This is a genomic window from Arenibacter sp. ARW7G5Y1 (genome assembly GCF_003201775.1).
Taxonomy (GTDB): Bacteria; Bacteroidota; Bacteroidia; order Flavobacteriales; family Flavobacteriaceae; genus Arenibacter.
Window position 1 is genome coordinate 394,270 of record NZ_QJJZ01000004.1, and the last position, 24,131, is coordinate 418,400.

General features: G+C 40.9%; 18 protein-coding genes. 7 read left to right on the plus strand and 11 right to left on the minus strand.

Annotated features, from left to right (window positions below; genetic code table 11):
- Positions 1-125: 125 nt before the first annotated feature.
- Positions 126-1,682, minus strand: a complete 1,557-nt coding sequence (gene hutH / locus C7972_RS08665) for a histidine ammonia-lyase (RefSeq protein WP_110355806.1) — start codon at positions 1,680-1,682, stop codon at positions 126-128.
- A gap of 105 nt (positions 1,683-1,787) precedes the next feature.
- Here hutH and C7972_RS08670 point away from each other — a divergent pair, with 105 nt between their 5' ends.
- Positions 1,788-3,032 carry an NAD(P)/FAD-dependent oxidoreductase gene (locus tag C7972_RS08670; protein WP_110355807.1) on the plus strand — a complete coding sequence of 415 codons (1,245 nt, stop codon included), beginning with the start codon at positions 1,788-1,790 and terminating at the stop codon, positions 3,030-3,032.
- Positions 3,033-3,075: 43 nt separating this feature from the next.
- Here the strand turns inward: C7972_RS08670 and C7972_RS08675 are convergent, their stop codons facing one another.
- Complete coding sequence (locus tag C7972_RS08675; protein WP_110355808.1) at positions 3,076-3,684, minus strand: hypothetical protein; 609 nt, start codon at positions 3,682-3,684, stop codon at positions 3,076-3,078.
- A gap of 236 nt (positions 3,685-3,920) precedes the next feature.
- Between C7972_RS08675 and C7972_RS08680 the strand changes: the two genes are divergently transcribed.
- Positions 3,921-5,129 (plus strand): multidrug effflux MFS transporter, encoded by a 1,209-nt coding sequence (locus C7972_RS08680; protein WP_110355809.1) that lies wholly within the window; start codon positions 3,921-3,923, stop codon positions 5,127-5,129.
- A gap of 680 nt (positions 5,130-5,809) precedes the next feature.
- The gene (locus tag C7972_RS08685; protein WP_110355810.1) at positions 5,810-6,049 is read left to right on the plus strand and encodes a hypothetical protein; all 240 of its coding nucleotides are present in this window, start codon (positions 5,810-5,812) and stop codon (positions 6,047-6,049) included.
- A gap of 1,678 nt (positions 6,050-7,727) precedes the next feature.
- Here the strand turns inward: C7972_RS08685 and leuB are convergent.
- Positions 7,728-8,846, minus strand: coding sequence for a 3-isopropylmalate dehydrogenase (leuB, locus tag C7972_RS08690; protein WP_110355811.1), 1,119 nt, complete (start codon positions 8,844-8,846; stop codon positions 7,728-7,730).
- 1 nt (position 8,847) lies between these two features.
- The gene (locus C7972_RS08695) at positions 8,848-10,020 is read right to left on the minus strand and encodes a 2-isopropylmalate synthase (RefSeq protein ID WP_110355812.1); all 1,173 of its coding nucleotides are present in this window, start codon (positions 10,018-10,020) and stop codon (positions 8,848-8,850) included.
- Between the two features lie 147 nt (positions 10,021-10,167).
- On the opposite strand from C7972_RS08695, the gene C7972_RS08700 reads away from it, so the two are divergent.
- Positions 10,168-11,712 (plus strand): hypothetical protein, encoded by a 1,545-nt coding sequence (locus C7972_RS08700; RefSeq protein ID WP_110355813.1) that lies wholly within the window; start codon positions 10,168-10,170, stop codon positions 11,710-11,712.
- 9 nt (positions 11,713-11,721) lie between these two features.
- The gene (locus C7972_RS08705) at positions 11,722-12,582 is read left to right on the plus strand and encodes a DMT family transporter (protein ID WP_258364801.1); all 861 of its coding nucleotides are present in this window, start codon (positions 11,722-11,724) and stop codon (positions 12,580-12,582) included.
- 4 nt (positions 12,583-12,586) lie between these two features.
- On the opposite strand, the gene C7972_RS08710 is transcribed toward C7972_RS08705, so the two are convergent.
- From C7972_RS08710 to panB, 3 genes are all read right to left on the minus strand, one after another.
- Complete coding sequence (locus tag C7972_RS08710) at positions 12,587-13,114, minus strand: DUF4252 domain-containing protein (RefSeq protein WP_110355815.1); 528 nt, start codon at positions 13,112-13,114, stop codon at positions 12,587-12,589.
- Positions 13,115-13,273: 159 nt separating this feature from the next.
- Positions 13,274-13,972 carry an RluA family pseudouridine synthase gene (locus tag C7972_RS08715; protein ID WP_110355816.1) on the minus strand — a complete coding sequence of 233 codons (699 nt, stop codon included), beginning with the start codon at positions 13,970-13,972 and terminating at the stop codon, positions 13,274-13,276.
- A gap of 82 nt (positions 13,973-14,054) precedes the next feature.
- Positions 14,055-14,873, minus strand: a complete 819-nt coding sequence (panB, locus tag C7972_RS08720; RefSeq protein WP_110355817.1) for a 3-methyl-2-oxobutanoate hydroxymethyltransferase — start codon at positions 14,871-14,873, stop codon at positions 14,055-14,057.
- Between the two features lie 323 nt (positions 14,874-15,196).
- Between panB and C7972_RS08725 the strand changes: the two genes are divergently transcribed.
- Both C7972_RS08725 and C7972_RS24080 read left to right on the plus strand, forming a co-directional pair.
- On the plus strand, positions 15,197-15,658 hold the full coding sequence (locus C7972_RS08725; RefSeq protein ID WP_309148921.1) for a nuclear transport factor 2 family protein: 462 nt from the start codon (positions 15,197-15,199) through the stop codon (positions 15,656-15,658).
- A gap of 1,619 nt (positions 15,659-17,277) precedes the next feature.
- Entirely contained in the window at positions 17,278-17,472 is a 195-nt protein-coding gene (locus C7972_RS24080; protein ID WP_258364802.1) for a hypothetical protein, read from the plus strand.
- 30 nt (positions 17,473-17,502) lie between these two features.
- Here C7972_RS24080 and C7972_RS08735 read toward each other — a convergent pair whose 3' ends face one another.
- From C7972_RS08735 to C7972_RS08750, 4 genes are all read right to left on the minus strand, one after another.
- The gene (locus C7972_RS08735) at positions 17,503-17,736 is read right to left on the minus strand and encodes a glycerophosphodiester phosphodiesterase family protein (protein ID WP_110355819.1); all 234 of its coding nucleotides are present in this window, start codon (positions 17,734-17,736) and stop codon (positions 17,503-17,505) included.
- Between the two features lie 87 nt (positions 17,737-17,823).
- Positions 17,824-19,953, minus strand: coding sequence for a hypothetical protein (locus C7972_RS08740; protein WP_110355820.1), 2,130 nt, complete (start codon positions 19,951-19,953; stop codon positions 17,824-17,826).
- A gap of 10 nt (positions 19,954-19,963) precedes the next feature.
- Entirely contained in the window at positions 19,964-21,337 is a 1,374-nt protein-coding gene (locus C7972_RS08745) for a DUF3748 domain-containing protein (protein WP_220020882.1), read from the minus strand.
- 52 nt (positions 21,338-21,389) lie between these two features.
- The gene (locus C7972_RS08750) at positions 21,390-23,630 is read right to left on the minus strand and encodes a hypothetical protein (protein ID WP_110355821.1); all 2,241 of its coding nucleotides are present in this window, start codon (positions 23,628-23,630) and stop codon (positions 21,390-21,392) included.
- Positions 23,631-24,131 lie beyond the last annotated feature (501 nt).

The following is a 24,131-nucleotide window of genomic DNA, read 5'->3' on the forward strand; positions in this document are numbered from 1 at the left end:
TTTTTAAATTAAAACGTTCATATTCAATAATTACCAAGTTGGGACCCGGTGTATGTTTAACATTAAGCTATGCCACTATTAAATTATGGATTATTTTATTCAAATAACTTTTCTAACTCAATTTTTTAATTAAGATGCTTACAAGCGTAAGATTCTTCCTCAAAATTTAGAATAAAGTCTTTAACCTTATTTACATAAGGATACATGGGAACGTCTTTGTCGGAGATAGGGGGGACCAAATTTCTAATATCATCATACATTTTTCTTGTTTTGGACGATATTTTGTCCTGAACTTTCAAATACTCAATGGCCTGGACAATAGTTATTGTTTCTATCGCAAGGACTTCAAAAGTATTTTCGATGACTTTTTTGGTAATGTTGGCTGCGTTGGTTCCCATGCTAACAATGTCCTGATTGTCGTTGTTGTTTGGGATACTGTGAACGTACATGGGATTGGACAACATTTGGTTTTCAGCAGTGGTGGAGGTGGCAGTGAACTGTACACCTTGCATCCCGAAATTTAAACCAAGTTTACCAAGATTGACAAAGGGGGGAAGTATATTATTAAGGTTTGGATTTAAGAGGTAGTTTAATTGCCTTTCGGCAAGCATGCTCATTTTGGTCACGATTAGTTTTAGTTTGTCCATTTCAAGGGAAACATAATCGCCGTGAAAGTTTCCGCCATGGTACACATGCTCTTTTTCAACATCCACAATGGGGTTGTCGTTGGCCGAATTGACTTCTTCGATAAGAATTCTTTCTACGTTGTTCAAAGTGTCAAGAACTGGACCTAAGATCTGGGGTACGCATCTCAAGGAATAGTATTCCTGTACCTTTTCCTCAAATATAGACACTTCGTTATTGCCGTTGTACAAATGGTGTTCCCTCTTACGGGTAAGGGCACTATCCTTTAAATGATTTCTCATGGATTTGGCGATCTGCTGCTGCCCTTTGTGTTTTTTGGACTGATTTAGCTCTAGTGACAAGTGGTCATCATAGGCATGTACTATTTCATTGATGGCAGATGAACAGCATATCATCCAATCCAATAACTTTCTGGTGTTTATGGTGTTGATGAGGCCAATTCCCGTCATCACCGAAGTGCCATTTATAAGTGCCAAGCCCTCTCTTAAAGAAACGGTAATGGGCTTTAGGTTTTCTATTTTAAATACTTCTTCCGTTGGTCTTCTCTCTTCTTTGTAAAATACCTCACCTTCCCCAATAAGTACTAGGGCTATATGTGCCAATTGGACTAAATCGCCGCTGGCACCCACGCCACCATGCTCAAAAATTACAGGGGTAATGTTCTTGTTGATGAGTGAAGTCATTAATTCGATTACCGAAATATGTACACCTGAATATCCCAAACTTAAAGTGTTCAATCTGGCCAGCATAGCAGCCTTGACATATTGGGCAGGGATTAAATTGCCTGTTCCGGAAGCGTGGCTTCTTATGAGATTGTATTGTAATTGAATCCGGTCGGCGTCTTTTATTTTATATTGCGCCATTGGACCAAAACCTGTATTTACACCGTAAATGATTTTGTTTTGGGAAAAGTGGCTTAAAAAATTAAAACTATTTTCGACGGTTGTTAAAACGTCTTTATTTATTAGAATAGATTCTTCTTTAAAAATTATACGATAGAAATCCTCTATTCCTAACTTTCCTTTAATAGTCAACATGTATATAAATTCAATATTTTAAAAGTAAATTGAATAACAATTAATAAAAATAGTTATTTTGGATTGCAAATGTATGATATTTAACCAATCAATATTTTAAAATTAATGAATCAACGTTTAGTCGAAGTCTTAGTAATTGGCGCAGGGCCGTCTGGTTGCGTCTCCGCAGCCTTTTTACAAGGTCAAGGAATTCAAGTTCAGGTGGTTGAAAAAAGTATTTTTCCCAGATTTGTAATAGGGGAGAGCCTTTTGCCCAGATGTATGGATCATTTTGAGGAAGTAGGCCTGTTGGAAGGTTTGAATGCCTTTGGTTTTGAAAAGAAATTTGGAGCCCGATTTATAAAAGGGGACAAAATCTGTGAATTTGATTTTAGTAAGAAACACACCAAGGGTTGGGATTGGACTTGGCAGGTTCCTAGAGCGGATTTTGACAAAGTATTGGTAGACGAACTGATCAAGAAGGGGGTGGAAGTCTCCTTTGGACATGAGGTTGTAGATGTTGTTATTGACGAAAATGGGGGTTCCCTGACCACTATTAAGGATGAAAATGGGGAACCATACCAGGTACAGGCAAAATATATAATAGATTCCAGTGGTTACGGAAGGGTATTGCCCAGATTGTTGGATTTGGACAAGCCCTCTGTCCTGCCCAGCCATTCCTCTATTTTTACCCATGTAGTGGATGTAAACCGCCCAGAGGGTAGGGAAGGTACCCTGATTACTTTTGATGTGGTTGATAAAGAGGTTTGGTTATGGGTCATTCCATTTTCAAATGGAAGAACAAGTATTGGGTATGTGGGGCCTACTGAATTTTTGGAGTCCTTTGAAGGAAGTAATGGGGAAAAATTGACACAGATGTTGAAGTTGTCCAACTATTATTACGAACGCTTTAAGGGGGTCGAATTTTTGTTCGAACCGGTTTTGATAAAGAATTATTCCAAATCAGTAAAAAAACTTTATGGTAAAGGATTTGTTTTAACGGGCAATAGTGCGGAGTTTTTGGATCCCGTCTTTTCTTCTGGAGTTACTTTTGCCACAGAATCGGCCTTGTTGGGTGCAAAACTCATTGCCAAAGCTCTTAAAGGTGAGGCAGTTGATTGGGAGAAGGAATACTCTGATTATATTAGGGAAGGAGTAAACGTATTTTCTTCCTATGTTAACGAGTGGTATAGCGGTAATTTACAGACCTTGTTTTTTCATGAACCGGAAAATCCAGAGGTAAAAAGACAAATATGTTCTGTTTTGGCGGGCTATGTCTGGGACAAGACCAATCCCTTTGTGACCAAGCACAATAGACTTATTAGAACGGTAGCCCATATAATTGAACTTGAAAAGCAAAAAAGTGAATGATATCATCATTCACTTTTTGTTTTCATCCTAAAGCATATTTGGTCTAGAAGCCTTTCTTCAAAATTAACCTGGCAAAGGATTTTCCAGTTTTGGCATAACCTTCCCCTATTCGGTCTTCATTGCTAAACGAGCTACCCCATTGGTCTCCGGGAGCATTTTCACTTGTTACTTCCAACAAAATATTGTCCCTGTTATTGGTCTCTACAAATTTTAATAGGGTGCTAACCTTTGCTGGTTGCTTCATGACCCCGGCATCCCAGCCCGGATATACCCATATAGTCTCTACGATAAGGGTGTATTTGGCCTCGGCTAAATTTTCATTAAAGAAGACATTGTGGTTCTCGTAAAGATATCTATTCATTAATTCCAAAAATTTTGGGGCATAGATCAATTCCCTACTAGCGTACCAGCTTTTTTCCCAAGATGTACCTTTTCCCCGTGTTTTTTCTTCCAATTCTGCAGAGTGTTCCCTTACATAATCTTCATTGGAGAGGTTCTTTTTCAAAAGTTTCATATTGTCATAAACAAACTCTACGTTTATTTCTTTCTGACCCTTGATAAAATTAAAATCTCCCTGTTTAACTTTTAGCTTTTGGCCATAAGTAAATAAGGTTGATAAAAATACTAGAGCAATGATAAAATTGATTTTCATAATAAGTAATTAGTGTTTATAACCCCAAATGTATGGGAATTAAATCTTAGTGTGGCTTTTCTGGATTTAATTTATGGTTAAGTGAAAATAAACGGGAGTGTTTTGTTCCTGTAATTATAAATGGGTTTTATAAACATTGAAGCGTCAGTATTTTGAGGATTTTTTATAAATGTTATCGTTTTGTTATTTCCAGTAATATATAGTTAAATCTTATTGCATATGTTTAATTTTGCCGGATGCAAAAAAGTCAGCAGCGACCACAATTTGAATTTGTAGCCATTATGGCTTCCCTAATGTCTATTGTGGCACTGGCCATTGATGCGCTCCTACCGGCTATGTCCACTATAGGTGTGGATATTAATAGCTTGGACCCTACCGAAAATCAGAAGTTTATAACAATGATTTTTTTGGGTTTGGGGGTGGGACAATTGATTTTTGGGCCTTTATCGGATAGTTTTGGTAGGAAACCTATTGTTTATATTGGCTTTTTGGTGTTTTGTATGGCGAGTATTATCTGCGTTATGTCCCCCAATCTAGAGTGGATGATAGTTGGTCGAATTCTTCAGGGGATTGGACTTTCGGCCCCTAGAACAATTAGCATATCCATGATAAGGGATTCCTATAAGGGAGATTATATGGCCAAGATAATGTCTTTTGTAACGGCATTTTTTATATTGGTTCCTATAGTAGCTCCTGCTATGGGAAAGTTTTTTCTAGATCATTACGGTTGGGAGGCTATTTTTTATATGCAATTGGTGGCTACTATAATGGTGGGCGTTTGGTTCTGGAGAAGGCAACCGGAAACTTTAAAACCGGAATATAAGATAAAATTTTCCAGCCATGTGTTCGTGGACGGATTTAGGGAATTGCTCAGATACAGGGAAACAGTTGCTTTTACTATTGTTTCGGGGCTCATTACAGGAGCCTTTATGGTCTATTTGAGTTCGGCACAGGAAGTGTTTGAGGTGCAGTATGGCTTGGTCGATAATTTCCCCTATGTTTTCGCAGGATTGGCAATTTCCGTTGGACTATCTACCTTGTTGAACGGTACCATGGTGGTAAAATTGGGGATGAGAAGATTGGCCTTGATTTCTTTGACCCTATTTTGTACTGTTTCTTTTGTTTATGTAGGCTTGTTCTGGAATTCGCATAATCCTAGTTTGTGGATATTGATAAGCTTCTTGACCATGCAATTTTTTACCCTTGGTTTTTTGTTCGGCAACCTTAGGGCCATTGCTATGGAACCCATAGGTCATATAGCGGGGATAGGGGCTGCCATTACTGGGTTTGTTTCCACTATGATCGCCATTCCCATCGCAACCTATGTTGGTAGTTATATTCAGCTTACCATTCTTCCTCTTTTTGTGGGATTTTTGGTTTGTGGATCCATTTCCTTGGGGATTTTTATGCTTATGAGGAGGCCTAGTATTTTGACGGCTGCCTAGTATTTTTCTACATAATTTTGTACACTGGATCTGGAATTGGAATAACCCTATGGCTGATCAATATTCTATTGGGCGTCAATTTTAAAGGAATGCTTGTTGGTTGGTTATTATGAGATCTTGGAACACTACAGAGTGTTAGGTTTGGGAATGGCATTTTAAATTTGTTACGACCTATTCCGGTGGCCAAAACCGGATTGAAGGAATCGGATGGCAAAATGGCCACATGGCCGTTAAGGGCGACAGCGAACCAACATGTATTCCCGGCATTACCAAAGGAGTATATTTACTAAAACAGTTTCTCCGAATAGGTAGGCCGATAACCATTATTTGCTTTTGAATGTCTGGAAAAGCGGTCCAAGGCTCTTTTTATATTACAAAAGTAAGAAGGGATACATATTATGGGAAATCATGGACTGTTAGTTCTTCTGAATTCCACCGTTGCTGCCTTCTTGATGGTTGGATAGTAAAATTCAAGGCTTGGAAATGTAAGTAAATACTTACGGTCATCGATGAAATGCAATTTTTTATCGCTAAAGTGATTTTGGAACCTCTTACGTTCATCGGGATTTAATTACACTTTATCCGAATTTTATCCACTTAACGAGAAACGGTGTTTTTCATCGAATCAGAACTTGCAAAAATATACTTGCCCTAGTTATATATATAACAAATCGCAAGTCATGAAAACCATTTTAACTTTAATCTTTGTTCTTTTTATCGGAGTAGCTGCACAGGCCCAAAACGATGCTGTCCAAGTTAAGGTTGAAACCATTGTCATGAGTATTGTAAATGCTACGGAAAAACAAGAAGTTGCTATTAAAAGTAATAATAGTCTTGCCCGTTTATATAGGTTCAAAAATTCCAAGGTAACCAAAGAGTTGTCCTTCTCTACCAAATTGAACAAAGCTAAATTGGCTTAATCACAAACTAATATCTGACTGGAATTTAAATATGGCATCTTCCGGTCCTCCAGTGTCCTTATGGATCAGGAACAATTGTTGTGTTTATGAAAAAAAGGGATTAATTTGATCAGTCGTGTTTTTTTTGAGCAACAGTTTTAATTAATAGGAGCAATTTAGTAAAACCAATGATTAAATTATTCTTTCATTTTACTCAAGTGGTTTTTTATTGTTTTTTAATGGTTTTCGTGAATCTTCGATTTCTTTGCTTGTCCAATGAAACCGACGCAGGAGGTTCATGAATACCTTATTACAAAATAAGCAAGCAATGAATAAAACGAAACAAACCTGCCTGCCGGCAGGCAGGAGAAAAGACCCTTCTTCGCTAGGTGGTCCCCAAAAACTCTGGATTTTAAGGACCGATGCCATGGCCTAAATTATTTCCAAGGCTTCAATAATTCTTAACGGTCATGCCATCTCCACGACGGAAGAAGAACGACCAAACAATGGACCTTGAGGGCAATGCCAAAGGTTTTTAATAACGGAAAATGACTTATCCCCACATGAAGGTTGACGCAACGAAAGGACCGGCCTATTTTCAATTTACTTAAGTGGTTATTATTGTTTTTTATAGGTTTTCGTGAATCTTCGATTTCGTCTTAAATCAAGTGGTTTTCACATTGGAAGGTGGAAGGCGTCCATAGAGCATTTCACCCAAGTGAAAGAGGCCTGGACGCCGGGGCAGTGGAAAGTGCGTAGATTTAAAGAAATTTAAAATCAGCTTGGCCATGGCTACAGCTGGCTCCTCCTAACCACAAGGTACCCCGTACCTTGGTTATTCGGCCCTGGTCGTTTTTTATTCATCGGCTGGTCTATTGATTTTTAATGGTATTCATGAATGCTGCGCATTTGGGCGATGCAAAAAATGAACAGGACACAAAAATGAGATAGTAAATTATTTCCAGGGCTTCAATAATTCTTAACGGTCATGCCATCTCCACGACGGAAGAAGAATGACCTAACCATAGACCTTGAGTGCAATGCCCAAAGTTATTTAATAACGGAAAATGACTTATCCCCACATGAAGGTTGACGCAACGAAAGGACCGGCCTATTTTCAATTTTGTCATAAATCAAGTGGTTTTCACATTGGATTCAGGTAGGCGTCCATAGAGCATTTCACCCAAGTGAAAGCGGCCTGGACGCCGGGGCTGTGGAAATTGCGTAGATTTAAAGAAATTTAAAATCAGCTTGGCCCCGGCTACAGCTGGCTCCTCCTAACCAAGGTACGCCGTAACTTGGTTGTTCGGCCCTGGTCGTTTTTTATTCATGGGCTGGTCTATTGATTTTTAATGGTATTCATGAATGCTACGCATTTGGGCGATGCAAAAAATGAACAGGACACAAACTTTAGATAGTAAATAATATTTTTTTGTAATTCACACACAACTTTTGGGATTGATCCCAACAATTGGTCATGATCCCTGGCAAGTGCATCCCGAGGGTTACCTGAAGCGACCTAATTGTTTATTACCATTGTTGGAAAACTCACGATTACACCTACCAGGGGAAGGATGGTTCCTGGGGATAGGACTATTGACTTTATTTAAATGGCAATCACGGAATCGATTTCCATTTACAATGGAATATATCTTAAAAAGAGGCTATAATAAAATGGTAGCGCTTGTTTTAGCAGTAATTAAATGATAGTAGATCTTCCCAAGCCTATGTTCTCGTAATTATAGTTGAGGTTTTCGTCAGAATCTATGATGTTGCCGGCAATAAAATCGCCCACCTGACTCGTCCCATATTTGCTGGAAGCGTTCAGATCTTTGGTAACCACGTGCTTTTTCATGGATTTGTCCACCGCTATTACCACGGCGAGCGACTCTTCATGAAGGCCAAAATGGCTTAACATCATGGCCGTAGATAAGATGGAGGCGACGGGATTGGCTATATTTTTTCCCGATGCCTGGGGGTAGGAACCGTGAAAGGGTTCAAACATGGCATGTTCATTGCCGATCGAGGCCGACGGAAGGAGGCCTTTGGAACCGCAAATAGCACTGCCCTGATCGGATAAAATGTCGCCGAACATATTATCGGTAAGAATAACATCAAAGTCGTTCGGGTCCAACATCATTTTCATGGCGGCATTGTCTACAAATAAAAAATCCAATTGCACTTCTGGATAACTTCCAGATATTCTGGTTACCACTTTGCGCCATAACCTAGAGGTTTCCAATACATTGGCCTTGTCTACCAATGTTAATTTTTTACGTCTGTTCTTGGCAGCTTTAAAGGCCAAATGGGTAATTCTACCGATCTCTTTTTCCGAGTATTCACACAAGTCGGAAGCAACGGTCCCATCTTCACTCAATTTTTTTTCACCGAAGTAGATCCCCCCGGTAAGTTCACGGTAGATTACGAAATCCGTTCCAAAAATAACGTGCTTCTTAAGGGGTGATTTATTGACCAATGTTGGAAAAATCTTGACGGGCCTAATATTGGTAAAGAGTTGCAATTCCCTGCGCAATTGGAGCAATCCCTGTTCGGGCCGTACTCTTGCGCTGGGATTGTCATCATATTTCAGGGTCCCTATAGTCCCAAAAAGTATGGCATCCGAAGCCTTGCAAAGATCAATGGTCTGCTTTGGTAGCGGGGAGCCGTATTTGTCCATGGCTACGGCCCCGATCAACCCTTCCGTATAAGTGAAATGATGGTTGAAGGTCTCTTCAACGGCCTGCAAGCACTTTACGGACTGTGCCAAGACCTCAGGACCAATTCCATCTCCCCCTAAAAGAGCAATCTTTAGATTCATTTTAAGCTATGCTTTTTATTTTGATGCCACTGGCGATGATGATATCATGGATATCCTCATCAAAAATTTCCTTCTGCTTATCCGCAAATTTTAAAAATTCCTGATAAACCACATCCAGTTGGATCTTGGTAAGTTCATAGCCTACATTTTTCGCCCTATATGCCAACGCCGCCCTACCACTTCTGGCAGTAAGGACAATGGAAGATTCGGTTACCCCAACATCTGCGGGATCTATTATTTCATAGGTCTCCCTGTTTTTAATAACACCGTCCTGATGAATCCCCGAGCTATGGGCAAAGGCATTGGCCCCCACTATGGCTTTGTTGGGCTGCACGTAAACACCCATTTTTTGGGATACCATCTGACTGGTGTCGTATAGTAATTTACTGTTGATATTCGTGTCCAAATTAAGGGTAGGATGCTGTCTTAAAATCATGACCACTTCCTCTAGGGCAGTGTTTCCTGCGCGTTCACCTATCCCATTGATGGTACATTCAATTTGTCTGGCTCCGTTGATTACCCCGGCTATGGAGTTTGCGGTGGCAAGTCCAAGGTCATTATGACAATGACAGGACAAAATAGCTTTATGAATGCCAGTTACGTTTTCCTTTAAATACTTTATTTTGGCCCCGTATTCCTCAGGTAAACAGTATCCTGTGGTGTCTGGAATATTCAATACGGTGGCACCCGCCTTAACGACGGCCTCACAGACCCTTGCCAGAAATTCATTATCCGTTCTACCAGCATCCTCGGCGTAAAATTCTACATCCTCCACAAAGGATTTGGCATAACTTACCGCCTCTATGGCCCGTTCTATTATTGCTTCCTTATTGGAGTTGAACTTAAACTTAATATGGGATTCAGAAGTGCCTATACCTGTATGTATTCTCGGTCTTTTGGCATATTTTAAAGCCTCTGCGGCCACTTCAATGTCTTTTTTAACAGCACGTGTAAGTCCACATACCGTTGCGTTCTTTACAATTTTTGAAATCTCCTGTACAGAATTAAAATCTCCTGGACTGGAAATTGGAAAACCGGCTTCTATAATGTCTACCCCTAAAAGATCCAGTCTCTCGGCGATAATTAATTTTTGGTCCGTATCCAATTTACATCCGGGGACTTGCTCTCCATCTCTAAGTGTTGTGTCAAAAATATGTACCTTTTCTTTGCTCATTATATTTACGTAATTTTATGTGCGCTATACGAATATAGTACTAGTAGGTTTGCCAGTACTAATCACAAAATGGCATTTACAACGTTAAATAACTTTTTGAAGTATTTAAAACACTGATTATCAATTATATAAACCTTTATTATTACGATGACAAATGCGCATAAAGATGCATTATTCGTTTTGGTCAAATCACTTTCCAAGTCAGAGAAACGTCAATTTAAATTGTATGTTGGACGCTTGGGGGTGAATACAGATGCCAAATTTCTTGCCCTTTTTAATTTAATGGATAAAATTAAGGTGTATGATGAAAAGTTAATACTGGAGAATGGGATTGTTAAGAAGGCCCAGTTGTCCAACCTTAAGGCCCACCTGTACAAACAGATCCTGGTGAGCCTTAGGTTAAACCCCGTAAATCAAAATATACGGGTGCAGATCCGGGAACAATTGGATTTTGCTACAATTCTGTACCAGAAGGGCCTGTATAAGCAGAGCCTTAAAATATTGGACAAGGCAAAGGCCACCGCCATTGAAAATGAGGAGAAAAACGTGGCCTATGAGATTGTTGAATTTGAGAAGTTGATCGAGACCCAGTATATTACCCGTAGTATTCCGGACAGGGCAGATGAATTGGCAGTACAGGCCAAGCAGCTATCGGCACAAAATGTAATTACCAGTAAATTATCCAACCTTGCACTTCAGCTATATGGGCAGATGTTAAAAATTGGATATGTTAGAAGCGATGAGGACATTAAAAGGGTTCAAAAATATTTTGATAAGCACTTGCCCAAGTATCATATTGAAGACCTCGGTTTTAGGGAGAAACTATGGTTGTACAAGGCACATCTTTGGTACAGTTTTCTAACCCAGGACTTTTTGTCCTGTTACAAGTATTCCAGTAAATGGGTAGATCTATTTTATGACAATAGGGAGATGATCTATTTAAACCCCGTATTCTTTTTAAAGGGAAACCATTATTTGTTGGAATCCTTATTTTATGTTAAATACAGCTCCCAATTCAAGGAGACCTTGGAAAAATTGGAGAAAATTGTAGGAAGTAAGGAATTTCCGGACAATGACAACATAGCCTCTTTGGCATTTTTATATATCAATTTAAATAAATTAAACCTTCATTTCTTGGAGGGCAATTTTGAAAAGGGCCTTTATTTGGTCAAAATCGTAGAATACGGAATTAACAAGCATAAGGATAGGATAGACCAGCATCATGTTATGGTATTGTACTATAAGATAGCTTGCCTTTATTTTGGAATTGGGGACAATAAAACCTGCATTCAGTATTTAAAGAGGATTATTAACAATAAGAATCTAAAAATGCGCGAAGATCTCATGTGCTTTGCCAGGGTACTAAGTCTTATTGCCCACTACGAGGCCGGTATGGACTATCATTTGGAAGTACAGTTGAAAAGCACCTATAAGTTCCTGCTAAAAATGAACGATCTTCATGCCGTACAGAAAGAAATGATCAAATTTTTAAGACGCTTGGGCGATATCTTCCCCCACGAGTTGCCCACGGAGTTCCAAAAGCTGTACGATGAACTGAAAAAATACGAAAATCACCCATATGAAAAACGGGCTTTCTTATATTTGGATATTATTTCTTGGCTGGAAAGCCATTTACAAAATAAACCAGTTGCACAAATTATTAGAGAGAAGGCGATGTCCGTTACCCGTTAAAATATATTCTTGAAAAGCAAAAGCCTTCACATTAACCATCTGCTGGAGATAAATCTGGCCATGATTTTTATTGGTACTTCCGGAGCTCTGGGCAGATATGTGCAATTACCGGTACCCATAACCATAGCCAGTAGGGCAGGTTTGGCATTTTTGTTTCTGTTGCTCTATTGTAAATGGAAAAAAATATCGTTCCGCATTGCCAAAAAGGATTACCCCATTATTTTATTAGGCGGTATTCTTATGGGAATTCACTGGTTGACCTATTTCTATGCGCTGCAGCTATCCAATGTGGCCATTGGGATGTTGTCTATGTTTACCTATCCCATTATAACGGCCCTGTTGGAGCCATTGATTTTAAAAACGCCCTTCCAAAGAATCCATTTTGTACTGGGGCTATTGGTTTTGGGCGGGATTTATTTGTTGGCTCCCGATTTTGAAACTGGCAATACGCATGTTTTGGCTGTTGGTCTTGGTGTTTTTTCCGCATTGGCCTATGCTATTAGGAATATTATATTAAAGTCCAGGGCGGCCCATTACAATGGTTCCTTAATGATGACCTATCAGACGGGTATAGTAGGGTTTGTATTGGCCCCGGCATTTTTTATCTATCAGGTAGACGCCATTGCGGACCAATGGCCGGCACTGTTAACCTTGGCCTTGTTCACAACTGCTATAGGGCATACCTTATTCCTCAATTGTTTTAAACATTTTAGTATTACTACGGTGAGTATTTTGAGTAGTGTGCAACCGGTTTACGGTATTTTGATAGGGATAATTTTTCTTTCAGAAATTCCAAGTTGGACCACGGTAATGGGCGGAGTACTTATTTTGAGCTCTGTGGTGATTGAGAGTGTACGGTCTTATAAATAATTCCCTATTGATTATTAATCCTGGGAGTATTGGGATTATACTCCTTGACAAGGCCTTGGGTAAGTTTTTCAAACTCGTTGTTTTTGGCCATATTCCTTACCCTGACGGGGTCAAAATTTCCATTGAAGTAAAGGAATGAACCCGTTTTGTTATTGTTGTTGAATATTAGAATTTCCTTCACCGAGTTTTTGCGTTCCCTTATGGACACTACCGAACGTTTTAAATCATCATTGTTACGGAAAATCTCTATAAAGGAATTTCCGGTAATACCGTTCATTTGCTTGTTCAGGAAATCGGCCCTTGCAGGGGTGGCCACAGGAAACTGCATATACCTTAGGTCCTTGGTGTCTCCTACCAGTTCATTTATTTCCGGTGATATATTACTTATAAGGGAAATCATGAAATGGGGCACGCGGATGGCGGTTACTTGGGCATCGTTCTTATGTGCTTCGTAAAATGTGTCTATGGAATTGTAACTACCACAGGAGTTCAGTAACATAATGCTAAAAATAAACAGTGCTTTCTTGCCCATGGATAGTGTTTTACTTTGGTCTTTGGAATATGCCCTTTGTTAAAAGTAGTGAAAATTTTATTCACCAAGGGGGGTGTGGTGTCCCTATCCTTACCAGCCGGTTCCGTTCAGGGGGAAACAATAGGTGGCTGTCTTCGGATGCCTCATGCCATGAGGTATTTATTTACAGGCGTTCCAAACACTGTCCTCGGGGGGAGGGGCCGTGAGTTGTAACAATTCTTTCCTTACGGGATGTATAAAGGAAAGGCTTCTGGCATGTAGATGTATGCTTCCATCTTTATTGCTTCTGTCCGCCCCGTATTTCAAATCCCCTTTTATAACACACCCAATAGCGGCCAGTTGAGCCCTAATTTGATGGTGCCTCCCTGTTTTTAAATCTATTTCCAATAAAAAATAACGTTCCAGTTGCTTAATGACCTTATAGTCTAAAATGGCTTTTTTGCTATCCGGAACCTCCTGCTTATGGCCGTAGGATTTATTTTGTTTAGGATTGCGTTTAAGCCAATGGGTTAAGGTGCCGGCATCCTTATCGGGCATTTTGTTCACTATGGCCCAATATGTTTTTTGGGCATCCTTTTCTGCAAATAATTTATTGAGCCTAGGGAGGGCCTTTGAGGTTTTTGCAAAGACCACAATACCCGTAGTAGGCCTGTCCAAGCGGTGTGCCACTCCCAAATAAACGTTTCCCGGTTTGTTGTGTTTTGTTTTTATATACTGCTTTACAATCTCGCTCAGGGGGGTATCCCCGGTTTTATCGCCCTGTACTATATCGCCGGCCCTTTTATTGATGGCTATAAGGTGGTTATCCTCGTACAGGACCTGGAGATTCCCAGGGGTAGAAATTGTTTTAGTGGACACTTATATAGAATTGATTATCTAGTTCATAGGCCATCCGCCCCATAAAATGGCGGACATTATAAGGAGATAGCGATACGCTCCTTTAGTATTGCTCCTCGTCGCTTGGGAAGTCCCTCGTTTTTACATCGTCCACATATTTGGAAATGGCATTGCCCATTTCCTCATACAAGTTGAGATACCTTCGCAAGAATCGTGGATTAAATTCCTGGGTTATACCCAAGAGGTCATGTATAACCAATACTTGGCCATCCACCCCATTTCCTGCCCCAATTCCTATAATGGGAATGGATACCTTTCCTGCTACTTCCTTGGCCAATTTGGCAGGTATTTTTTCAAGAACTATGGCAAAACATCCCATTTTCTCCAGTAGCTTGGCATCTTCAATGAGTTTGTGCGCTTCCTCTTCCTCTTTGGCCCTAACGGTATAAGTGCCAAATTTATAAATGGATTGAGGGGTTAGGCCCAAATGCCCCATTACAGGGATGCCTGCGTTTAAAATTCTTTTTACGGATTCCTTTATTTCTTGTCCCCCTTCTACTTTCACGGCATGGGCGCCACTTTCCTTCATGATTCGGATGGCAGAGCGCAACGCCTCCTTTGGGTCGCTTTGATAACTCCCGAAAGGTATATCCACAACAACCAAGGCACGGTTTACCGCACGTATTACCGAAGATGCGTGATAGATCATTTGGTCTAGGGTAATGGGTAGGGTGGTTTCATGTCCGGCCATAACATTACTGGCAGAGTCACCTACCAATATTACATCTACATTGGCGGCATCGACAATTTTTGCCATGGAATAATCATAAGCCGTTAACATGGATATTTTCTCTCCGTTTTTTTTCATATCAACGAGAGATTTTACGGTAACTCTTTTGTATTCTTTTTTGGCAGTGGACATCTATTTTGTTTTTGGTGGGATAAAAGTAATGATTTGTTCTAAAATTCGTCAATCTTACCGTAGATTGTTCCTAGGTTTTTTATTTATATTAGTGAAACTCAATATTGGGAAGTCGGTAAGACGCACTTAAAATTGCAAGTTGAACTAATCCCGCCTTTTTCGGCGGAATCTAGGTTCAATACCTCGACCCTAGGCTCGATTCCCATTATTGGGTTCAGGGACTGCCTTTGTCGGTAGACAGGCCTGCCTATGTCGGCAGACAGGCCTGCCCTGAGGTTTAATATCTTTTATTTGATTAAATTCAATTATTCTACAAACTATCTATGATGAACACAATTGTGCTTATTTGTCTTACATTGTTATCTGTGTTTGGTCTGCGGGCACAGAATGGGGGAGAGGAGATGGTGAAAAATACCATTGATTCCTTTTTTTTAGCATTTCACCAGCAGGATTCAGTAGCCCTAAGGGAATCGGTTTCCAAGGATATTGTCTTACAGACCATTGGCAAGAATGCCGAGGGTACAGAGGTGGTCAAAACCGAAAATTTTGATCATTTTCTAAAATCGATCGTATCCATTCCCTCCACTACCAAATTTGAGGAAAGGATACTGACCTATAATATCCAAATAGATGGCCCAATGGCCAATGCATGGACCAACTACGAATTTTGGGTGAACGATAGCTTTAGCCATTGTGGCGTAAATTCGTTTCAATTGTTCAATGACCAAGGCAGCTGGAAGATTATTTATTTGATAGATACAAGAAGAAAAGAGGGTTGTGATTAATTGGGGTTAATGGTTTTCCAGGGAGCTAATAAATTTGATCAAGGCTTTAATAATTCTTAACGGCCATGCCATCTCCACGACGGAAGAAGAACGACCAAACCATAGACCTTGAGGGCAATGCCCAAAGTTATTTAATAACGGAAAATGACTTATCCCCACATAAAGGTTGACGGAACGTAAGGACCGGCCTATTTTCAATTTACTTAAGTGGTTATTATTGCCTGCCTTCGGCAGACAGGCCTGCCTTTGTCGGTAGACAGGTTTTTTATAGGTTTTCGTGAATCTTCGATTTCGTCTTAAATCAAGTGGTTTTCACATTGGAAGGCGGAAGGCGTCCATAGAGCATTTCACCCAAGTGAAAGCGGCCTGGACGCCGGGGCCGTGGAAAGTGCGTAGATTTAAAGAAATTTAAAATCAGCTTGGCCCTGGCTACAGCTGGCTCCTCCTAACCACAAGGTACCCCGTACCTTGGTCATTCGGCCCTGGTCGTTTTTTATTCATGGGCTGGTCTATTGATTTTTAATGGTATTCATGAATGCTACGCATTTGGGCGATGCAAAAAATGAACAGGACACAAAAATGAGATAATTTCGAAATTTGAAAATGTAGCAATGAGTCAATGTGTTAATTTGCTATCTAGCTTTTGGCCGAGGAACACAGATCATTGCTAATTGCTAATCGTTCTTTGCTTACGGAAAATGACTTATCCCCACATGAAGGTTGACGCAACGTAAGGACCGGCCTATTTTCAATTTCGTCTTAAATCAAGTGGTTTCCACATTGGAAGGCGGAAGGCGTCCATAGAGCATTTCACCCAAGTGAAAGCGGCCTGGACGCCGGGGCCGTGGAAAGTGCGTAGATTTAAAGAAATTTAAAATCAGCCTAGCGTTTTTTGGTTCGTTTTTTGGGCGATGCAAAAAATGAACAGAACACAAAAATGAAATAATTTCGAAATTTGAAAATGTAGCAATGAGTCAATGTGTTAATTTGCTATCTAGCTTTTGGCCGAGGAACACAGATCATTGCTAATTGCTAATCGTTCTTTGCTTACGGAAAGGGATCAAGGACCTTGATGTCAATGCCAAAGGTTTTTAATAACGGAAAATGACTTATCCCCACATGAAGGTTAACGCAACGTAAGGACCGGCCTATTTTCAATTTTGTCTTAAATCAAGTGGTTTTGTTTCCCTTCTTTCTTAAAACAGTAATTGGAGAAGCTTTCATTTGGTGTTGATACATAAAATTCTAATATGTTGAACAACATAAATATCTAATTATATCACAACATAAAACACAGAGCGTTAGGGATAGCTTGAAGCGCATACTAAACAATGAAAATTCTGGACTGGTCGCAGATGAAGATCACGGAGATTGGTATCGACAATTATTTGCGCCTAGCGTAACCACAGGCATTCTTCAAATATCAGACCTTGCGGGATATAGAAACGATCAAGTATATATTGGAAAATCAAAGCATGTACCATTAATTGTAGAAGCGGTACGAGACACTATGCCTAAATTGTTCCAATTATTGATAAACGAAAAGCACGCTGGCGTAAGAGCTGTTTTAGGACACTTTATTTTTGTTTATATATCCTTATAAAGATGGCAATGGTAGAATGGGACGCTTTTTAATGAATGCCATGTTGGCATCTGGAGGTTATCCTTGGACTGTGATACCAGTAGAGGAACGTAACGCATATATGAATGCTTTAGAGAAAGCTAGTGTAGATAAAGATATTACTACATTTGGTAAGTTTATTAGTTGGCTTGTAGAAGAAGGGATGAAAGGAACTCCAGAAGCTAAAGTTTAAATCCTCCTGATTCTCTTTTACCTTGCCTTTTTACGCCATAACATAGGCATCTATGGTAGCATTGTGAACACTTACCAATTTACCATTCTTGGTAGTTCTTATATCGATCTCCACAAAATCGCAGCCCAGCTCAATAGCTTTCTGATAGGCGGCCAAGGAATTTTCGGGAATTCCGTTATGGGAACCTCTATGTGCTGTAAAATAGGTGTTGCCATTTTTCGGCTTTGGCAACCCATTTTGGGGATAGCCAAGACCAAGGCCCATTAGGCCAAGGAATACTTGAATTATAAAAAAACCTAAGCATTTGCCTTGTATTATATAGCGTTACAATCTTATGCCCCTTGGTATGGCCTATGGTTCAATAAGATTATGGTAGGTGGCCAGATAATAGGGTAGAAGGTAAAAGGTGCCTTCGTGTTCGGCGTATCCATTACCTTCATTATCATGGAGAACAGTGGCATCGCGGTCTAACCTAACGTGTCCCCTTTCATCTATTGGCAGGGAATAGGTGTCATTTCCCCAGCCCATATCTTTTACTTGGCCCGGTGTGGGGTCCAATTGAATATCCAGACGATGGGTGTTGTCCATGTCATAGCCTATTAGGTCCAACGGAATGCGTTGCAAGGTTTCTGTCATGTAGCGGTTGTCCAGGCTACTCTTGTAATACCTGTCAATGCTGGCCTTTGCAAATAAAGGATTCTCTATAAATAATTCCTCGGGCTTAAAAAAACCTTCATCCACCTTTTTGGTAAAAAAACCGGCCATTGCACCGTAGAGTCCGTCCCAAAAGGCATTTTTTTGCTTGCTGATATGCAACCAAGCGTTTTCAAGGGCAATACGGTACATAATTTGCCTTTCCGGATTTTTCTCGTAATTAATGAGTCCATATAGACTCATTAGACCTAAATTGTTGTCCCAGGGAACCGCATTTTCCGGTGGAAAAAATTCTTTGGCGTGCATGGCGTAGATGTCATAGTTTTCCTTTTCCCTCAAGATTTCGGCCACCTCATCATATTTGGGATCTCCCGTAACATGGGAGGCAACATTTAAAAAGGAAAGCATCATCATGGCATTGAGACCACGTTGGTCCCATCCCCAGATGGAATTGAAATAATCAGGATCAAAACTTCCCCACCGCGTTGGTTTCCCATCGTAATCCACCAGTTTGAAACCGTGCCGAATAAGGTGGTCGGTAACATCGGCCACCACTTGTTTAACGGCATCCTTTTCTTCCTTGGTCTCCGCAATCAAATCGTTATAAATGCCATAATTAAAATAATGTCCGGCCAATTCGTCCGAGCTGGTATCACATTTCCATCTATAATTTCCATCCTCACTGAGGGGAAAACGTGGAAAAATATCCTTCCAGAAGGGATCGTTTTTTTGGTGCCTTCTATTGTACTCCTTACTGTATTGTTCATTGACGGGTTCATGCCAATCCACAGGAATGATCACCCTTGCCGGAAATCCCGGTTCATGGGTAATATCCACCAACCATTTTAGGGCAAAAAAGCTCCTATTGGCCAGTTCCCTGGCCTTGGGATCCTTGGTAATGGCGTATCGGAAAGCCTGGGCTGCCCCGTACATGGCGGTATATTGCCCATCGTTGTCCGAAATGGCCAACTGACTAGTATTTATATTGAACTGTTCGGTAAGGTGACTTTGGCAGATAAAGCCCATTCTATTATGTCTTGCCTCTACCTGATTTGTAAAATGGGTAGCTTTGTCGGCATAGGTCATTTCCTTTGAAATAATTTGGGCCAGACCGTTTTGCGTAGCTATCCAAGCGGTCCCTTCTACGTCAACGGCAATATCATTTACGTGGTTATGCGGTAACCATCTGCGGTTGGATCGGTAGAAGAATTTATCGTCTTCCACCTTAAAGGCCCCGTTTTCGGTGCCAAACCACACCTGACCTGTTGGACCTGAAGCTGCCGATGTAAAACGGTTGTAGGGCACCCCTTCCTTGCCGGTAAACAGCGTCCATTGTCCTTTCTCCAGGCGGCCTACGCCTTGTTTGGCACCAAACCACAATCGGCCTTTTGAGTCTACTGTAAGGGCCGCTACCTCTTTTAAGGCCCAACTGTAATTTTGGTCGTAAGGAAGTTCTTGTTTCCATTTGTTGTGGCCGATCTTTACGTAAAGTCCATTTTCACAACCCAGGTAGTTGGTGTTTCCGTAATTTGTTGCGGCAAGGACCTTTCCGGCTTCAATTGGCAGTCCCTTGTATTTAGGTAAGGGGGTAGGGGAATCACCGTTCTTTTTGGAGATCCATTTGGAATTTTTCCATTCATATTGCCCCGAGCTGGTAGTTGCCGTAGGAGTGTCGCCAACTATTGTTATTTGATCGATACTAGCTGTAGGTAGCCCTTCGGAAATACCGTTGATTACGGCAACATCCTGATAAAAGGTGGTCTCCTGTGCATAGATTCCGTAGGAAAAATGAAGGATGAAGGCTAATGAAAATAGGATTCTATACATTTTGGTTTGCTTAAAGTTCGATGACAAAAATTTGTAAAGTGGGGGTATTCCCGTTTTTGGAAACCATTCGGTTATAGGCTATCTTCTTTCCATTGTGGGACCAGACGGGATTTTTTGGTGGATTTTGTGAGGGTTTGGTCAGGATTGTACTTTTTCCATTCTCCATTTTGAGGCCTACCAACGAATTCTGCCATACATAGACCAGGCGATGCTGTTTGGGGTGCCAACGCACGCCACCTTGAACGTCCGAGTCATGAAAAGTACGCTGAACAGCTTTTCCTCCCAAAGGGGAGATGGTGAATATTTGTTTAACGTTATGGTCATCTTTGGCTATGTAGGCCAGCAGACTGCCGTCATAGGAGGAACGTACAATACCTTCGCAACCGGGATATTGCTTATTGGCGGTAAAGGTAAGTCTACGTTGATGGGTTCCTTTAGGAGGGGCGGGCAAGCTGGTTTCGGTGCCTTCAAGGGCAGCGTCTCCGGGAAGGCTTATATCTTCCGGGATATCCACTATATAAACCTCATCTAGCTGTTCGCCTTTATTGTTTGTTGTGGTGCCAATAAAAGCCCTGGCCCTTTGGGTGTCTCCATCCGAATTTAGGTAACCCGAATGTCCAACCCAACTATCTCCGGCCGCCTTACTAATTTCATCGGAACCTGGAACAGGCTCCGGCACTACTTTTACCACGAGTGCACTGAACCATTCCCCAGAAAAATTCTCGCCGTCCTGTGATTCTGGAACACTTACAGCCTGGTGTTTTGTGGAAACGCCTATGGTTCTAAGATTGTGGGTAAGGCCGGTAGAATCTTCTAGTTTTTTCATAATGGCATCGTTATAGGTGTATCCTATCCATTTTCCATCACCACTAAATTCATGCCTGTGGGTGCCCCCACGTAAGGCCCCTACGGTAAACGGAAAGGAAATGTCCCTGGCATCCATAAAAATGGGCTGTCCAGGTCTGTCATCCCTTATGATTACTCCGGTTCTCCTCCATTGCTCGTAGGGTTTGTCCGGGGTACAATTCAGTAAACCATGAATAAAGACTACCTCATTGTTGGTATGGCTATAACTTACAGCTCCCACTCCAGGACCATAGGCCTTGTTCTGTTGTAGTTCGTACAAGATCACCTTGTCGCCTGTTTTTACATGTACCTTTTCAATTTTGCCATTGGCCCCAATACCACCTGTCTCCGTGCGGGTATCATACACCAGCCATTCATCGTCCGGGGAAAAATTGTCATTGTTGTCCAAGTCGTGGTTGTAGCTAAGATCCTGGGTAATTTGCCTTTCCATTTTGTAATTATCTTGTCCACAAGCACTAAAAAGCATGGGTGTCATGAAGAGTAGGAGCATGGGTTTACTGTCTATATTTATATTCATGAGTATTTTTTTGGTGTCCATACTATTTACTTGGGCTGTTAATATTCAATTCTCAATCCTTGGTTTGAGGGGCGCTAATAACCCCTAAATACCTTCCCATCCAGTAGGGGAGCAGCCAGATATCCCCAGCCGAGAATTCCTCCGTACCATTTCTACCGCCGTCCAATGTGAACATATTGGCGTTATGTCTTTGTACGCGGCGCTCATCGGGAGGTAATACCTCTGTGGTGGTCTGTTCCCTAAAATTAGGATCTAAAAAGGTGATATCTTTTCTATGGCTATTCTTCACCTCCCAGGCAACCATATCCATAGGGTGTTCCCTTAGGTACCAGGCCGCTTCCTCCAAGTCGAACTCCTGGGTGCCGGTAAGGGCGGTCATAATATTCCAGGCACCTTCTTTTTCAGGGCGTTCTATTTCCCAATGGTCAATAATAGCTTCCTTAAATTTAGTTTTAAGGGTGTCGTTAAAGGCATATCTATATAAGCCCCAATAGCCTACAAAGTACATTTCGTCATCGGAATGGTTCCAGGATTCGGACAGCATTTTGCTCCAATCATCGGCATCGTCCGGAGCCATGGCAACATCTTTCATGGGCCACATTAGATTGTCCAGATACCCGTGGTTATCCATTAGGTCGAAAGCTTTTTCCTTGTATTTTTCCTTTCCGGTAAAGTGATAGGCTGTTTGGAGCATGCCTATAATATTGGAGGCATTTATTTTGCGGTCTCCCACCATTTTGGGTCGCGCATTTACGTATTCCGGGTTCCAACGGCCCCAAGTGGTGGGTTTGCCATCAAAATCTACCATATACATATCATTTCTTACAATATGGCTCATAAGAGTGTCTATAAGTACAATGGCACGGTCCCTAAGGTCATTGTCCATTATTTCGGCCATAGCACCATAAGCAAAAATGTGACCAATGGCCTCATCGCTACTGGTAGTGGATTTCCAATCCCATTCAGGGTCATCGGAATGTTGCCATCTGTCTGGATCGTGTAATTGATTTATATAACCACTGCGTTCAAAAGATCTGGAAGGAAATCCGGGAACGGGATTAATGCTGAACAACCTTTCCATGGCATCCATAGCTTCCCTACAGTTCTGAAGAGCATCTTCCGATTTGGTCACCGAGTACCGAAAAACCTCTCCTGCCAGGTACATGGTAGTCCAGAGTCCGTCGTTATCGGAATCGGAAAGTCGCCCTGTATCAAAATTACCATTATCCATATCCACTAGAGTGGCATTGAACCCTAGCCTTATATGCCTGTCCCGCACTTGTTTTTCATAGTATTGGGCTTTGTCATATAGTGTCATTTCCTCATATACGATTTGTCCCAGCCCTTCATCGGTCAATATTAGGATGGAACCATCGGTACCTTGGGATATATGTTTCACATTGTTGCCGGGCATCCAACGTTTTCCGTAGTAGTAATTAAATTTACCATCATCCTTTAACATAAATGCCCCCTTGGTAGAGCCAAACCACAGATGTCCGTCAATTTCTCCCACATAGTTGATTTCTGTCCATGGCAATTGGGTCTTTTTATCCCCAAATTGTTTGCCGGTTATGGCATCCACTTCAAAATAACCGTCCAAGGTGGTCAAGATCAAAGTATTGCCCAGAAGTGCAAAGGAGGTAAAATTACTCCCTTCATATACGGTTTTTAAGGTCTTGTCTTTTGGATTGAAGGCGGTAATGGAATTTTCCCCCAAAATCCAGTAGGATTTGGTTTTTGGGTCGAATTTGATGCTTATGGCCTTATCGTTGGACAGGGCTCCCTGCCAGCCACTATTATTTTTGGAAACATATTGTAGCGCCGTTCCATCACTGATCAAGAAATCAAAATCGCTTCCAGCAGCAAAAATATTTGCCTTGGGAAGTGTGTGATTTAGGTATAGGCTTCCGGCCCAAGCGTTGCTGAGTACAGCCTTGTCGTCCAAGTATACAAACTGTTGCTGATAGCTGGTCATGGCAACAATATTCTTATCCGCTATCGGACGGTATGTTTTATCCTTTAAAAGGATTCCAGGGTAAAGGAATTGCCCATCGTGCGTACGTAGAATGCCGTCCGTTGAGGCTACCTGTATAACCCCATTGCGGTCCATGAACGCACTGAATAACTGTAAGTCATCTTCTTGTTTGTCATATTTAATGCTGTAGTCCTGCAGGTAGGGTACATCCTCGTAAATGGGTAGGGATGCTGTAGTGGCTTCCCCTTTTGGGGCCTCTGAGCAGGATAGGCCCACTAGGAGTACGACCCATAATAAATTTCGAAAGCTTTTTCTCATGTCATTAAATATTTTGGTTGTAATAGGCAGTTGGTCTGTAACGAAATCATTGATAGGTGCTTATACAAATTAGGTGCTTATACAAATAATGGGATTACAGCCCTGTACAAATAAACCTTATTTGAATGTATTGGACTTCCTATATTTTACATGATTTACATCATATATTGACTTTATTATTCATTTCTTCTTTAAAATTTAAATAAAGTGTTAGAATAATTGAAATTTTGAAGATTTGGAAATTTACCAATGTAGCAATTGATTAATGTAGCAATGAATTAATGTATCAATGGATTAATTTGAAAATGAGATAATGTGAAGATTTGAAGATTTGAAGATTGGTTAATGTGGTAATGAAGCAATTGATTAATGTAGCAATAAGTAAATGTACCAATGTATTAATTTGAAAATGAGATAATTTGGAAATTTGAAAATGCACCAATGTACTAATGTAATAATGAGTCAATGTATTAATTTGCTATCTGGCTTTTGGCCGAGGAA